Origin of the sequence: Streptomyces prunicolor (assembly GCF_045162825.1) — a bacterium.
Classification (GTDB): domain Bacteria; phylum Actinomycetota; class Actinomycetes; order Streptomycetales; family Streptomycetaceae; genus Streptomyces; species Streptomyces prunicolor.
The window spans coordinates 531,579-545,285 of the sequence record NZ_CP108676.1 but is presented as its reverse complement, the minus strand read 5'-3'; the positions used below and the strand labels follow the sequence as shown (position 1 = coordinate 545,285).

Below are 13,707 nucleotides of genomic sequence, written 5' to 3'. Positions count from 1 at the left end.
GTGGCCCACGGCGGTGGCCTCCCGCCAGGGTCCACTCGACGCTGAAACCATGAGCCCTGGTCCTGCCCACTCGTCGAAACGGACGAGGATCGTCATCCTGGTGGCCGTCGTCGTCGCGGCCCTCGTCACCGGCCTCGCGCTGCTGCCCGACACGTTCTCGGCGGACGCCGACGCGGGCGCGAGCGTCACAAGGGTGACCGCCGGTGGTGACGTCGGGAAGGACCTGCCGGTCACCAAACCGAAGATCTCCTGCGCCGACCTGCTGCAGAAGGACTTCGGCGCCCTCGACGACGCGGCGACGTCCGTCGCCTCGGCGAGCGTGGTGGCCAAGGGCGACGCGAACGTGTACGAGTACTGCGACGTCAAGGGCACGGTGGCCCCGCAGATCCAGTTCGAACTGCGGCTGCCGACGCAGACGTACCGGCAGCGTTATCTCCAGGAGGGGTGCGGCGGCTACTGCGGCATGGTCGGCGTCAGCGCCCAGCCCGCCGCCTCCACCGGTTGCGTCCCCGTCACCGACGGCTCCTTCGCCCTCGGCCAGGACAACCAGGGACACGTCTCCACCTCGGGCATGGGCGGCGGCTCCGCCGAGGTCTGGGCGACGAACCCACAGCTGAAGGTGGACTTCGGTTACCGCTCCGAGCACGCCTTCGCCACCGCCGCCAAGGCGATCACGAAGTCGTTCTACGGCGCCGAGCCGACGTACTCCTACTACGACGGCTGCTCGGACGGCGGGCGCGAGACGCTGATGGAGGTGCAGCGCTACCCCGGCGACTTCAGTGCCGCCCTGGTCGGCGCCCCGGCCTTCAACCAGACCGCGCTCAACGCGATGCAGGAGGCGTACCTCTCCACGATCGACTTCCGCGCGGACGGCTCGACGATCCTGCCCGCCTCGAAGCTCGGCATGCTGCACAAGGCCGTCATGGCGAAGTGCGCCGACCCCAAGCTGAACAACGACCTCATCCAGGATCCGGCGACCTGCGCCTTCGATCCGGCGAGCCTCAAGTGCGCCGAGAACAAGGACAGTTCGAGCTGTCTCACCTCCGAACAGGTCGACGTCGTGCGGAAGGCGTACGCGGGTGTGACCGCCCCGGACGGCACCCATCTGTACACGGGCGGCCAGCCCTACGGCTCCGAGGCCGCCTGGGAGGGGCTGTTCATCCCGAAGGCCGGTCAGGGGCAGAGCTCGGTGCAGCTGTACGGGATCGGGCTCGGGTTCCTGCGGTGGGTCGGCAAGTGGGAGGCGGACCCCACGCTGAAGCTCGACGCGTCGCTGTTCACCGTGGACATCTTCAAGGCCTACCAGCGCGAGGTCTCCGGGATCTACGACGCCACCGACCCCGACCTCACCAAGTTCCATGAGGCAGGCGGCAAGTTGATCCAGTGGCACGGGCTGACCGACCCGAACATCCCGCCCACCGGTACCCGCGTCTACCGCCAGGCCATGATCGACACCATGGGGCAGGACGAGGTCGACGACTTCTACCGCCTGTACCTGTTCCCCGGCGTGAACCACTGCGGCGGCGGTGACGGGCCCGACAACTTCGACCTGCTGAGCAAACTGATCGACTGGCGGGAGACCGGCAAGACCCCCGGCGCCGTCATCGCCTCCAAGACCAGCGGCGGCAGCGAGCCCGGGGGACCGGCGGGCGGCCAGCTCGGAGGGGGAGGTGCGAAGGCTTCCGCGAGTGCCAGTAGCGCCGCGGCCACCGTCGAGTACACGCGGCCCGTCTACCCGTACCCGCAACTCGTCGCCTACGACGGCTCGGGCGACAAGAAGGACGCGGCCAACTACCGTGCCTACACGCCCGACAAGCTGCCCGACGACCACTACAAGTGGGCCGGCTCCTTCACCTCCGGCTACCAGGAGTGGTGCGGGACGAAGGACGGCAAGTCGATGAGCTGCAGCCGTCACAAGCCGTAGACAGCATGAGAAGATCGTAGAAATCCGCTGTCCACTGCCCGTCCATGGCCGGTCCATGGGCGGGCAGTGGCGTGTCTGCGGTAAGTATGGGCGGAAGCATGCGTGCAATACGGCGGACAAAATTGTTGACAATCTTGTTTGGCTAGATTTAGGTTCGACAGGCACTCACTCAGGGAGGGCAACGATGCCGAAAGAAGCCCGTCCGAGCACCGGGGAGCAGGCCAAGCAGCATGCGCTCACGCAGCTGCGGCAGGCGATCCTGCAGGGCGACATGGCACCGGCACAGCGGTTGGTGGAGAACGAGCTCGCCGAGCAGTTCGATGTGACGCGGGCCAGTATCCGGGCGGCGCTGATCGATCTGGCGGCCGAAGGACTGGTCGAGCGGATCCGCAACCGGGGTTCCCGGGTGCGGGTGGTGACCGTGGAGGAAGCGGTCGCCATCACGGAGTGCCGCATGGTCCTGGAGGGACTGTGCGCGGCCAAGGCGGCCGTCGCGGCCGGCGACGAGCAGCTGACCGAACTGACGGACCTGGGCCGGGCCATGACCAAGGCCGTGGCCGACGGCGAGCCGGTCACCTACTCCGAACTCAACAGCGAACTCCACCACAAGGTACGGGAGTTCTCCGGCCAGCAGACGGCCGTGACCCTGCTGGAGCGGCTCAACGCCCAACTGGTGCGTCACCGCTTCCAGTTGGCGCTGCGGCCGGGGCGTCCGCAGCAGTCCCTGAGTCAGCATCTGGCGATGATCGAGGCGATCACCGCCAGGGACCCCCAGGCGGCCGAGGCGGCCGTCCGCGCCCATCTCACCAGTGTGATCGAGGCGTTGCGCGACTGACGCGCGGCGCGGCGGCACACCGGGGGCGGGCGCACACCTGTCCATCAAGGAGATTCGAGTCATGACGCACGGCAACGCGCCCGCCACCCCACGATCGACACTCGTCGTCACGGCGCACGCCGGGGACTTCGTCTGGCGGGCCGGCGGAGGCATCGCCCTGGCCGCCGCCCGCGGCGAGAAGGTCACCATCGCCTGTCTGACCTTCGGCGAGCGCGGCGAGTCCGCCAAGGCCTGGCGCGAGGGCAAGAAGCTGGACGAGATCAAGGCGATACGCCGGGACGAGGCCGAGCGTGCCGCGGCCACCCTCGGTGCCGAGGTCCGTTTCTTCGACGCCGGTGACTATCCCCTGGTCGCCACCGCCGAGTTGACCGACAAACTCGTCGAGGTCTACCGCGCCACGCAGCCCGACGTCGTGCTCACCCACCCCACCGAGGACCCGTACAACGGTGACCATCCGGCGGCCAACCGGATGGCGCTGGAGGCCCGCGTCCTGGCGCAGGCCATCGGCTATCCAGGCGAGGGCGAGATCATCGGCGCCCCGCCGGTCTTCTACTTCGAGCCGCACCAGCCCGAGATGAGCGGCTTCAAGCCCGAGGTCCTCCTCGACATCACCGAGGTCTGGGACACCAAGCGCAAGGCGATGGAGTGCCTCGGCGCCCAGCAGCACCTGTGGGACTACTACACCGACCTGGCCGTCCGCCGAGGCGTCCAGCTCAAGCGCAACGCCGGCCCGAACCTGGGCCTGGCCCACAAGACCATGGCCGAGGCGTACATGCGCCCGTACCCGCAGATCGCGAAGGAGCTGGCATAACCATGGGCGGCGTGATCGTCACAAATCCCCCCAAGGCGGCTACCGAGGACGTCGAGGCGCTGGCCGCCTTCGGTGTGGCCACTGTCAGCGAGGCCATGGGTCGCACCGGTCTGCTCGGGCCCTCAATCCGCCCTGTGCAGCAGGGAGTTCGGGTCGCGGGCACCGCCGTGACCGTGCTCGGCTGGCCCGGCGACAACCTCATGATCCACGCGGCTGTGGAGCAGTGCGGCGAGGGTGACATCCTCGTCGTCACCACCACCTCCCCGTGCACGGACGGCCTGTTCGGCGAGCTCTTCGCCACCGCGCTCCAGAAGCGCGGGGTACGTGGAGTCGTCCTCAACACCGGTATCCGCGACACCCAGGAACTGCGCGACATGGGCTTCGCCGCCTGGTCCCGCGCCGTCTCCTCGCAGGGCACCGTCAAGGCCACCGGCGGCTCGGTCAACGTGCCGATCGCCATCGACGGCCAGGTGGTCCGCCCCGGTGACGTGATCGTCGCCGACGACGACGGAGTGGTGGTCGTCCCGCGTGAGAAGGCCCGCGAGACCGCCGAGAGGTCCGAGGCCCGCGAGGCCAAGGAGGCCGCCACCCGCGCCGCCTTCCTGGAGGGTCAACTCGGCCTGGACCGCTACGGGTTGCGGGACACCCTCAAGCAACTCGGCGTCGAGTACCGGTCGTACGAGGAGTACACCGGAGCCGGGTCGTGACCGGGCCCGCGGAGGTGTGCTGCATGTTGATGCGCGGCGGCACCTCCAAGGGCGCCTACTTCCTGGCCGAGGACCTCCCGGCCGATCCCGCCGAGCGCGACGACCTGCTGCTGCGGGTCATGGGCAGCCCCGACCCGCGCCAGATCGACGGCCTGGGCGGCGCCCACCCACTCACCAGCAAGGTCGGTGTGGTCTCCGCCTCGGCCGACCCCGAGGCCGACGTCGACTACCTGTTCCTGCAAGTCGGGGTCGACCGGCCCGAGGTGACTGATCGTCAGAACTGTGGCAACATCCTCGCCGGCATCGGCCCGTTCGCCGTGGAGCGGGGGCTCGTGGCCCCCGTCGACGGCGAGACGTCGGTCCGCATCCGGATGCTCAACACCGGGGAACTGGCGATCGCGAGCTTCCCCACGCCGGGCGGGCGGGTCGACTACACCGGCACCGCGGAGATCTCCGGCGTGCCGGGCACCGCGGCACCGGTGGTGATCGAGTTCCCGCAGGGCGGCAACCCGCTCCTCCCGACCGGCCGCGTCCGTGACGTGATCGCCGGCACCGCGGTGACGTGCGTCGACAACGGCATGCCGGTCGTCCTGATCCCGGCCACCGCACTGGACGTCACGGGGTACGAGACGCCCACTGACCTGGAGGAGAACGCCACTCTCGCCGCCCGCCTACGGGAGATCCGCCTGGCGGCGGGAAAGCTGATGGGCCTCGGTGACGTCGAGCACACCACGATCCCCAAGCTCAGCCTGCTGGCACCGCCCACGGACGGCGGCGCGGTCATGACCCGTACCTTCATCCCCGTGCGCTGCCACACTTCCATCGGCGTCCTGGGCGCCGCGAGCGTGGCGGCGGGGCTCCTCGTCCCCGGCGGGGTGGGGGAGGGCATCGCGGAGGTACCCGCACAAAGTGACCGAATTCGCATCGAGCATCCCAGCGGATTCCTAGACATCGAAACTAGCGTGGACGCCGGATCCGCAGGCTCCGCCCCGGTGGTCCGCAGAACCGCGGTCGTACGCACCGCACGCAAGATCTTCGACGGCACGGTCTTCCCCCGGCCCGCCGACACCGCACCGACCGACACCGCCCCGACTCCCGCACCCGCACGCCCCCTTGGAGGCAACGATGGCTCCGCCGCTCGGTGACATCGCCCATATCGGCCACGCCCAGCTCTTCACCCCGGACCTGGACGCCAGTGTCGCCTTCTTCACCGACTACCTGGGCCTCACCGTCAACGGCCAGGACGGCGACACCGTCTACCTCCGGACCTACGACGACTACGAGCACCACAGCCTGGTCCTCACCGCCCGCGAACAGCCCGGCCTCGGCCGCCTCGCCCTGCGCACCTCCAGCGAGGAGGCACTCCAGCGCCGTATCAAGGCGATCGAGGAGGCGGGCGGCACCGGAAGGTGGGTCGAGGACGAACCCGGCCTCGGCAAGCTCTACGTCACCACCGACCCGGACGGCCACGAGCACGCCCTGTACTGGGAGAGCGAGTACTACCAGGCCCCCGACGAGCTGAAGCCGGCGCTGAAGAACCAGCCGCAGGCCAAGCCCAACAAGGGTGTCGGCGTACGGCGGTTGGACCACATCAACTTCCTTGCCGCGGACGTGCTGTTGAGCGCCGAGTTCCAGCAACAGGTGCTGGGCGCCCGGCCGACGGAGCAGATCCGGCTCAACAGCGGGCGGATCGCGGCGCGTTGGCTGACGTACACGAACAAGTCGTACGACGTCGTCTACACCGAGGACTGGACCGGTTCGACCGGGCGGCTGCACCACATCGCCTTCGCGACCGACACCCGCGAGGACATTCTGCGCGCGGCCGATCTCGCCATCGACACCGGCGTGTTCATCGAGACGGGCCCGCACAAGCACGCCATCCAGCAGACGTTCTTCCTCTACGTCTACGAGCCCGGCGGCAACCGCATCGAGCTGTGCAACCCCCTCACCCGACTCGTCCTGGCGCCCGACTGGCCGCTGATCACCTGGACCGAGGAGGAGCGGAAGAAGGGGCAGGCCTGGGGCCTGAAGACCATCGAGTCCTTCCACACGCACGGAACTCCGCCGGTCGGCTGAGCGGTGCGCGGAAGCCACTGAGTGGCGCGCGAGAGCCGCCGGAGCCACCCTCACGCGATTGTCGATGAGATTGTTGACAAAAACGTTGACTATCCGGGGGGTGGCTCCTTAGCGTCTAGCGCACCAAGTACGAGAGGTAACCAACGATGTCTTCCTCCCCCTCCTCATCCCCGTCGCCCGCGGTGTCCGCGCGCGCCAGCAGACTGGCCCTCCTGGTCATCGGTCTGTGCTGGCTGGCCGTCCTCTTCGACGGCCTCGACATGTTCATCTACGGCTCGGTGCTGCCGCACCTGCTGGAGACGAAGACCTTCGGTCTCACCCCGGACCAGGCCGGCGACCTCGGCAGCTACGCCACCTTCGGCATGCTGGTGGGCGCCCTCACCGCGGGTACGGTCGCGGACCGGATCGGCCGCAAGCAGCTGATGATCGGCTGCGTGACGCTCTTCTCGCTCGCGTCCGGCATCTGCGCGGTCTCGGGCAGCGTCGAGGTCTTCGGACTCGGCCGCACCCTCGCCGGCGTCGGCCTCGGCGGTCTGCTGCCCACCGCGATCAGCATGGTCTCCGACTACGCCCCGCGCGGCCGGACCGCCCTCACCATCGGCATGCTGATGACCGCTCACCACGCGGGCGGCATCCTCTCCGCCTACGTGGCCAAGTGGCTGGTGGAGCCGGTCGGTTGGCGCGCCGCCTTCTGGGTCTGCGTCCTCCCGCTGCTCTTCGTCCCGGTGCTGCTGAAGCTCCTCCCCGAGTCGCTGAGCTTCCTCGTCGCCAAGGGCCGCACCGACGAGGCCCACGCCCTCGCCGAGCGCTTCGAGGTCCAACTCCCCGCCGCGGCGGGCAAGAAGACGGCGGCCGACCGCTGGGACGCCCTGCTCGCCCTCTTCCGCGGCGGCGAATGGCTCCAGACCCTGCTGTACTGGCTCGCCTCCTTCGGCGGACTCCTCCTCGTGTACGGCGTCGCCACCTGGCTGCCCACCCTCATGCGCGCCGAGGGCTACGAGCTGGCCAACGCCCTCACGTTCGTGGTCGTGTTCAACCTCGGCGGCATCGTGGGCATGCTCGTCGCCGGCCGCGCCGCCGACCGCTTCGGCGCCCCGCGCATCTCGGCGATCTGGTTCGCGCTCACCGCCGTCGGCGTCTTCCTGCTCGGTGTCCACATGAACCAGGCCGTGACGATGCTGGTCGTGTTCCTCACCGGCGTCTTCCTCAACAGCGCCCAGACGATGATCTACGCGACCGTCTCCATCCGCTCCACCCCGGACAACCGTGCCACCGCGGTCGGTTGGACCTCCGGCATGGGCCGCTTCGGAGCCGTCTTCGGCCCGTGGCTCGGCGGCCAGCTGCTGGCCTCGGGCAATGGTGACTGGGGCTTCACGTCCTTCGCCATCGCCGGTCTGTCCTCCATGGTCTTCATCGGCATCGCGGCACTGCGCAGCTCGAAGCAGGGCGAACGGGTCGGCGTGGAGCAGGAGTTGGTCGGCACCCACTAGCAGGACCGGGTGTGCAGAGGCAGGACCGGACGTCGGCCACCGCAGGGGATGCGGGGGCCGGCGTCGGGAATCTCCTTGACCTGAAGCGCGATTGAGCTTCTAGCGTGTCGTCGAGTTGATCACCCGACGACAGGGAACACGTTCATGATCCTCGTGACCGGAGCCACCGGAAACATAGGCAGCGCCCTGGTGGGGGAGCTGCACGCATGCGGTGCGCGGCCGTTGAGAGGGCTCACCCGTGACGCCGAACGGGCCACGTTCCCCGAAGGGGGCGAGGCTGCCGAGGGCGACTTCGGCGAGCCGGAGTCATGGGAACGCGCTCTGGGCGGGGTGCGCTCGCTGTTCCTCGTGTCGCGCCTGGGCCCGGATGCTCAGCTCATCGAGGCGGCCCGGCTCGCGGGTGTGGAGCACGTGGTGCTGGTGTCGTCCATCACCGTCCAGACCCATCCGCATCTGGGTCCCGCCGCCGAGAACCTGGCGGTCGAGCGGCTGCTCAAGGAGAGCGGTATGGCCTGGACGATCCTGCGGCCGACGCAGTTCGCCTCGAACGCGCTGATGTGGGCGGCGTCGATCCGCGCCGGTGAGACGGTCCGTGCGCCCTATGCGGAGACCGGCCTGCCCACGATCCACCCCGCGGACATCGCGTCGGTGGCACGGGTGACGTTGACCGAGCCCGGCCACCAGGGGCGGACGTACGCCCTGACCGGTCCTGCGCCGGTGACGGCCCGGCAGCAGGTCGAGGCCATCGCGGCCATACTCGGGCGGGACGTGCCCTTCGTCGAGATCGGCCGGCAGGAGGCGCACGCCCGAATGAGCGCTGTCTTCGGGGACGAGGGCGCGGACGCGGTGCTCGATGTCACCGGCGGGGACGTCAACGACGAACTGCTGGCAGTGCGCGACGCGGTCTCGCGGGTCACCGGCTCCCCGGCCAGGCCGTTCCGGCAGTGGGCCGCGGAGAACGCCGATCTCTTCCGCTGAGACCCCCGGTCCGGCGGAGCAGATCGGCGGGTGCCGCTGGTCAGGTGACCCTCGCTTGTCGGTGTCTACGGACGGCCCTAGTCGTCCGAGCCCATCTGGTCCTCCGCCGACAAGTGCTCCACCGTACGGCCCGTCTCCGTGAACGTCCGGGTCACATAGCCCGACGAGTACACCCAGAGGATGCGCAGCGGGGTGTCGCCGATGTTCCGGAACAGGTGGGGGATCGGCGAGGGGACGTACGTGGTGTCGTACTGCTCCAGCTTCGTCACCTCGCCGTCGACCACCACCTCCGCCCGGCCCTCCAGGATCGTCACGTGCTCGTCGCAGTTGTGCGAGTGCAACGGCGCCCCGGAACCGACCGGATACACGCTCATCCCACTGGTGATGAGGTTCTCCCCGCCCGCCGACGGCGTCGTGACGAGGGGGGTCGTGACGACGGCACCGCCCCGGTCGAGCACGGGCACGGACGCGACCTTGACGATCGTGGTCATCCGGAGTTCCTTTCCGCTCACACGTTTCTGCGTCGTATGACGTTAGGCCTCGCGCGGGCGAATGGGTGCCCTCTGGCGTGCAGCTTTACCTTGCATTTCCGGAGGGGTGAGGTTGCCGAACCCGGCTGTAGCGTCGGCTCGCGTCGCACGGCTTCCCGATTCGTGCACGTAACGCGCCGGAAAGAAAAGGCAGGTATCGGCCCCATGAGGCTCCCCGTTCTCACCGAAGAGGAAATGGACCAGCGCCAGCAGGAACTGGCCGCCCGTATCGCCGGTCGGCGCGGCGCGGTCCGCGGACCCTTCCGGGTCTGGCTGCACAGCCCGGAGATGTGCGAACGGGCCGAATCGCTCGGCGCGTTCGCCCGGTTCGACTCCAGCCTTCCCAAGCACCTGAGCGAACTCACGCTGCTGATGGCCGCCCGCAACTGGGACGCGCAGTACTCCTGGAACGCCCATGTGCATCAGGCGATCGAGGCCGGCATCCCGGAGGCCGTCGTCAAGGCGATCGCCGAGAAGCGCGAGGCCGTCTTCGACAACGAGGCGGACCAGGCCTTCTACCAGTTCTGCCGCGAGATCCTCGACGAACACTTCGTCACCGACGACACCTTCGCCGCCGCGCTGGCGCACTTCGGCTCCAAGGGCCTGGTCGACACCATCGGCGCACTCGGCAACTTCACCATGCTCGGCATGTGCCTCAACACCTTCCAGGTGGACCTCCAGGCCGACAAGGAACCCCCGTTCCCGGACATCCGCGGCTACGCCCGTGTCGCCTCGGACGACGCCGACGGCTCTGTCGGCACCGACGGCTCCGAGCCGCGTCCGTGACAACCCCGAGGACAGACGCGGTACTTCGCGTCCGAGGGGTCACCAAGAGCTTCGGTGGCGCCGCCGCGCTCAAGGGCGTGGACCTCGACCTCCACCCGGGTGAGGTCCACGCGCTGATGGGCATGAACGGGGCCGGCAAGTCCACGCTGGTGCAGGTCCTCTCGGGGGTTCATCAGGCCGACGCCGGCACGGTCGAGGTCAACGGGCAGGCGCAGCACGGACTTACGGTCCGCAAGGCACGCCGGCTCGGCATCGCGTCGGTGCCCCAGCGCCGGGAGCTGGCGATGGGGCTCACCGTCGCCGAGAACGTGCTGCTGGGCGACCTGCCGACCCGCGGCGGCGCCGTGCGCTGGAAGGCGGTCAACTCCGAGGCCAGGAAGGCACTTGAGGCCCTCGGCATCGACATCGACGTGACACGCACCGCGGGCTCGCTCACCGTCGCCGAGCAGACCATGGTCGAGGTGGCCCGCGAGGTCCGCCGCGGCGGCCGCATCCTCGTCCTCGACGAGCCCACCGCCTGTCTGAGCTCCGAAGCGGCGCACCAGATCAGGGAGTTGGTGCGCACGCTGCGCGCTGAGGGCGTGGCCGTCGTCTACATCTCGCACTACATCGACGAGGTGCTGGCCGTCGCCGACCGGATCACGGTCCTGAGGGACGGAGCGGTCGTACGCAGCGCCCCGGCCGACGAGTTCGACGCCGCCGCTCTCGTACGCAGCATGGTCGGCCGGGACGTCGTCTCGCAGCGAGCCCAACGCCCCGCCCCCAAGGTCGAGATCGGCCTCGCGGTGCACGACCTCACCGACGGACGGGCCGTGCGGGACTTCACCGTCGAGGTGCGCAGGGGCGAGATCGTCGCCGTGCTCGGCCCGGCCGGGGACGCGCAGTCACGCCTCTTCGACCTGCTCTCCGGCCGCCGCCGCCCCGACACCGGCCGACTCGCCGTGGACGGAACTCCCGTGCCCTTCGGCCGAGTTCACGCCTCGCTCGCCAGCGGCCTGCGCTGCGTCACCGGCGACCGCCGGGCCCTCGGCCTGGTCCCCGAGCTGTCCCTGGACGAGAACCTGATGCTGGCCCGCGACCGCTTCGCCCGCCGCCGCACCCACCGACGTGCTCAACTCGCCCGCCGCGCCGCTCCGTTGCGCCGCAGCTACGGCGTGGTCTCCCTCGCCGGGAACCCGCCCGTGGGCGCGCTGTCCGGGGGCAACCAGCAGAAGGTGCTGCTCGCCAAGTGGCTGCAGACCGAGCCGGTCGCCTGCTTCCTGGAGGACCCCACCAACGGGGTCGACATCGCGGCCATGGCCGACATCCACGCCCTCCTCGACGACCTCGCCTCGCGCGGTGTCGCCGTACTGCTCGCCTCCTCGTCCGCCGAGGAGGTCATGCGCCTCGCCGACCGGGTCGTCGTCGTCAGCGCCGGCCGGACTGTCGCCGAGCACGACATCGACACCATCACCCACGACGAACTCGTCGCCACCGCCCTCGGAGGTCAACCGCAGTGAGCGTCAAGGCACTTCCCGACGCCCCAGGCGTCTCGGACCCGCCCGAGAAGGCGCGCCCCCGCTTCTCGCCGACCGCACTCCGCAGGGCCCCGCACACCGGGCTGATCGCGGTCCTGATCGTCGTGATCGTCGCCACCTCGCTGCGGACCGACTCGTTCGCCACCGACACGAACGTCATCAACATCCTGCGCCAGGTCAGCGTCGTCGCCGTGATCGCGGCCGGCCTCACCCTGCTGATGACCGCGGGCGGCATGGACTTCTCGATGGGCAGCAATGTCTCCGTGACGACCGCGGTCGGGGCGCAGTTGCTGGCCCACGGCCACTCCACCGCGTTCACCGTCGTCGTCTCACTCGTGCTGGCCACGCTGATCGGTCTGGTCAACGGGGTGGTCGTGACGTTCACGAACGTGGCCCCGTTCGTGGCGACCCTGGCGACGGCCACCCTGCTGGACGGCGTCGCCCTGCTCGTGCTCAACAGCGTCAGCGTCTCCACCGGCACCAAGATGTTCGCCCTCGGCAACAACAAGATCCTCGGGGTGCCCTACCTGCTGGTCGTGGCGATCCTCGTGCTGGTGGCGACCGCCCTGGTCATGCGGTTCAGCGTGTTCGGCCGCGATGCCTTCGCCATCGGCGGCAACGAGCACGTGGCCCGGCTCAGCGGTATCAACGTCACCGCCCGCAAGCTCTCGCTCTACGCCCTCACCGGCGCCCTGTCGGGCCTGGCCGGCCTGATGCTGCTGTCCCGGCTCAGCGGCAGCAGCCCCGGTACCGGCGGACTCTCGCTCCAGCTCCAGGCCGTCGCCGCGGTCGTCATCGGCGGCACCGCCCTGGCCGGCGGCTACGGCACGATCATCGGCACCGCGCTCGGCGTGGTTCTCCTCGGGGTGGTCGCCAACGCGCTGAACCTGCTCCAGGTCTCCAGCAACTACCAGTCGGTCTCCGTCGGCGCGGTGCTGCTCATCGCGGCCATCGCCAACGAGATGCACAAGGCACGTTCCGCACGTCATTGATTTCCGCTACGTACAGCGCCCATGAAACGTGAAAGGCGGCACACACGCCATGAGGATTTCGGTCCGTTCCCGCGGAGCAATGCTCGCCGCGTTCGCCGGCACCACCCTCGTACTGAGCGGTTGTGGCACGAGCGACGGCAGCGGGAGTTCCGGCGATGTCACCCTCGGGTTCGTCAACGGCGGTGACACCGAGTTCCACAGCTGTCTCCAGAAAGCGGTCGAGCAGGAGGCGAAGACGGAGAACGCCAAGGTCTTCACCGCCAACTCGCACCAGAATTCCACCACCGAACTGTCCAACATCGAGGACATGACCTCGCGCAGCGTGAGCGCGCTGATCGTGCAGACGGTCAACGTGGACGCGTTGAAGGCCGACATCGCCAAGGCGAAGGCCGCGAACATACCGATCTATCTGACCTCCGTGGCCACCAGCGACGTGAACGACATCCTCGGCGCGGCCGTCGTCGACCTGGGGAAGCTCGGTGCCCTGGACGCGGGCTGGATCGCGAAGGACGCAGGCGGCAAGAGCGTCCAGGTCGGGGTCATCGCGGGTGCGCCCGGTGCCGCCTCCGACCTGATGGTGGGCGGCTTCACGAAGGCGTTGCCGAGCACCGCGAAGGTGGTCGCGAACCAGCCAGGGATGTTCAATCCGGTGAAGGCGCAGGACGTGGCCGAGAACATGATCCAGGCGCACCCGAACCTGCAGTACGCGTTCGTCGCCTCGGAGGACATGGCCCTCGCGGCCCGTAAGGCGTTCGACGCGGCCGGCAAGAAGGACGTGAAGATCGTGACCGCCAACGGCACGGCCGAGGGCCTGGCCGCCGTCAAGGACGGCCGCCTCTCCGCCACCGTGGCGAATTCGGCCATGTCGATAGGACAGACCGCGGTGAAGAACGCGGTCGGTCTGCTGGCCAAGAAGAAGGTTGACAAGATTGCCAACATTCCTCTTTTGTTGGTCACGAAGGACAACCTGAGCAAGGCACCCCAGTACTGCCCCAAGTAACACAGCCGCGTGGGCGGCGTGTCTGTCCCCGCACTGTCCCGAGCCGCCCGTCCGCCGCGGT

At 69.2% G+C, this 13,707-nt stretch carries 13 protein-coding genes; 12 read left to right on the top strand and 1 reads right to left on the bottom strand.

Annotation, left to right across the window (positions count from 1 at the left end; genetic code table 11):
* The first annotated feature begins 49 nt into the window (after positions 1-49).
* The 8 genes from OG588_RS02465 to OG588_RS02430 all read left to right on the top strand — a co-directional run bounded on the left by OG588_RS02465 (position 50) and on the right by OG588_RS02430 (position 8,821).
* Positions 50-1,924, top strand: coding sequence for a tannase/feruloyl esterase family alpha/beta hydrolase (locus OG588_RS02465; RefSeq protein ID WP_405945805.1), 1,875 nt, complete (start codon positions 50-52; stop codon positions 1,922-1,924).
* A gap of 184 nt (positions 1,925-2,108) precedes the next feature.
* Positions 2,109-2,759, top strand: a complete 651-nt coding sequence (locus OG588_RS02460) for a GntR family transcriptional regulator (RefSeq protein WP_405945804.1) — start codon at positions 2,109-2,111, stop codon at positions 2,757-2,759.
* Positions 2,760-2,820: 61 nt separating this feature from the next.
* Complete coding sequence (locus tag OG588_RS02455) at positions 2,821-3,570, top strand: PIG-L deacetylase family protein (protein WP_405945803.1); 750 nt, start codon at positions 2,821-2,823, stop codon at positions 3,568-3,570.
* 2 nt (positions 3,571-3,572) lie between these two features.
* A complete protein-coding gene (locus OG588_RS02450) occupies positions 3,573-4,277 on the top strand; it encodes a 4-carboxy-4-hydroxy-2-oxoadipate aldolase/oxaloacetate decarboxylase (RefSeq protein WP_405945802.1) in 705 nt (234 codons plus the stop codon).
* A complete protein-coding gene (locus OG588_RS02445; RefSeq protein ID WP_405945801.1) occupies positions 4,274-5,422 on the top strand; it encodes a 4-oxalomesaconate tautomerase in 1,149 nt (382 codons plus the stop codon). Before OG588_RS02450 ends, OG588_RS02445 begins: the two co-directional genes overlap by 4 nt.
* Complete coding sequence (locus OG588_RS02440) at positions 5,403-6,353, top strand: catechol 2,3-dioxygenase (RefSeq protein ID WP_405945800.1); 951 nt, start codon at positions 5,403-5,405, stop codon at positions 6,351-6,353. The genes OG588_RS02445 and OG588_RS02440 overlap by 20 nt, the downstream gene beginning before the upstream one ends.
* A 146-nt stretch (positions 6,354-6,499) precedes the next feature.
* The gene (locus tag OG588_RS02435) at positions 6,500-7,843 is read left to right on the top strand and encodes an aromatic acid/H+ symport family MFS transporter (protein ID WP_366095113.1); all 1,344 of its coding nucleotides are present in this window, start codon (positions 6,500-6,502) and stop codon (positions 7,841-7,843) included.
* 144 nt (positions 7,844-7,987) lie between these two features.
* Positions 7,988-8,821: an NAD(P)H-binding protein gene (locus OG588_RS02430; RefSeq protein ID WP_405945799.1), complete on the top strand. Its 834-nt coding sequence runs from the start codon at positions 7,988-7,990 to the stop codon at positions 8,819-8,821.
* Positions 8,822-8,898: 77 nt separating this feature from the next.
* Here the strand turns inward: OG588_RS02430 and OG588_RS02425 are convergent, their stop codons facing one another.
* Complete coding sequence (locus tag OG588_RS02425; RefSeq protein WP_019056999.1) at positions 8,899-9,312, bottom strand: cupin domain-containing protein; 414 nt, start codon at positions 9,310-9,312, stop codon at positions 8,899-8,901.
* A 234-nt stretch (positions 9,313-9,546) separates the two neighbouring features.
* On the opposite strand from OG588_RS02425, the gene OG588_RS02420 reads away from it, so the two are divergent.
* Genes OG588_RS02420 through OG588_RS02405 form a run of 4 tightly spaced genes read left to right on the top strand, consistent with a single transcriptional unit; the run spans position 9,547 to position 13,646 of the window.
* Complete coding sequence (locus OG588_RS02420; RefSeq protein WP_366095404.1) at positions 9,547-10,137, top strand: carboxymuconolactone decarboxylase family protein; 591 nt, start codon at positions 9,547-9,549, stop codon at positions 10,135-10,137.
* Positions 10,134-11,636, top strand: coding sequence for a sugar ABC transporter ATP-binding protein (locus tag OG588_RS02415; protein ID WP_405945798.1), 1,503 nt, complete (start codon positions 10,134-10,136; stop codon positions 11,634-11,636). The genes OG588_RS02420 and OG588_RS02415 overlap by 4 nt, the downstream gene beginning before the upstream one ends.
* On the top strand, positions 11,633-12,646 hold the full coding sequence (locus tag OG588_RS02410; protein ID WP_405945797.1) for an ABC transporter permease: 1,014 nt from the start codon (positions 11,633-11,635) through the stop codon (positions 12,644-12,646). The genes OG588_RS02415 and OG588_RS02410 overlap by 4 nt, the downstream gene beginning before the upstream one ends.
* 49 nt (positions 12,647-12,695) lie before the next feature.
* Positions 12,696-13,646, top strand: coding sequence for a sugar ABC transporter substrate-binding protein (locus OG588_RS02405; protein ID WP_366095117.1), 951 nt, complete (start codon positions 12,696-12,698; stop codon positions 13,644-13,646).
* Positions 13,647-13,707: the final 61 nt, after the last annotated feature.

What these genes read in the sequence shown, in the direction of transcription:
- OG588_RS02465 (WP_405945805.1), top strand. Translation starts at nt 50, where the DNA reads ATGAGCCCTGGTCCTGCCCACTCGTCGAAACGGACGAGGATCGTCATC.
- OG588_RS02460 (WP_405945804.1), top strand. Translation starts at nt 2,109, where the DNA reads ATGCCGAAAGAAGCCCGTCCGAGCACCGGGGAGCAGGCCAAGCAGCAT.
- OG588_RS02455 (WP_405945803.1), top strand. Translation starts at nt 2,821, where the DNA reads ATGACGCACGGCAACGCGCCCGCCACCCCACGATCGACACTCGTCGTC.
- OG588_RS02450 (WP_405945802.1), top strand. Translation starts at nt 3,573, where the DNA reads ATGGGCGGCGTGATCGTCACAAATCCCCCCAAGGCGGCTACCGAGGAC.
- OG588_RS02440 (WP_405945800.1), top strand. Translation starts at nt 5,403, where the DNA reads ATGGCTCCGCCGCTCGGTGACATCGCCCATATCGGCCACGCCCAGCTC.
- OG588_RS02435 (WP_366095113.1), top strand. Translation starts at nt 6,500, where the DNA reads ATGTCTTCCTCCCCCTCCTCATCCCCGTCGCCCGCGGTGTCCGCGCGC.
- OG588_RS02430 (WP_405945799.1), top strand. Translation starts at nt 7,988, where the DNA reads ATGATCCTCGTGACCGGAGCCACCGGAAACATAGGCAGCGCCCTGGTG.
- OG588_RS02425 (WP_019056999.1), bottom strand. Translation starts at nt 9,312, where the DNA reads ATGACCACGATCGTCAAGGTCGCGTCCGTGCCCGTGCTCGACCGGGGC.
- OG588_RS02420 (WP_366095404.1), top strand. Translation starts at nt 9,547, where the DNA reads ATGGACCAGCGCCAGCAGGAACTGGCCGCCCGTATCGCCGGTCGGCGC.
- OG588_RS02405 (WP_366095117.1), top strand. Translation starts at nt 12,696, where the DNA reads ATGAGGATTTCGGTCCGTTCCCGCGGAGCAATGCTCGCCGCGTTCGCC.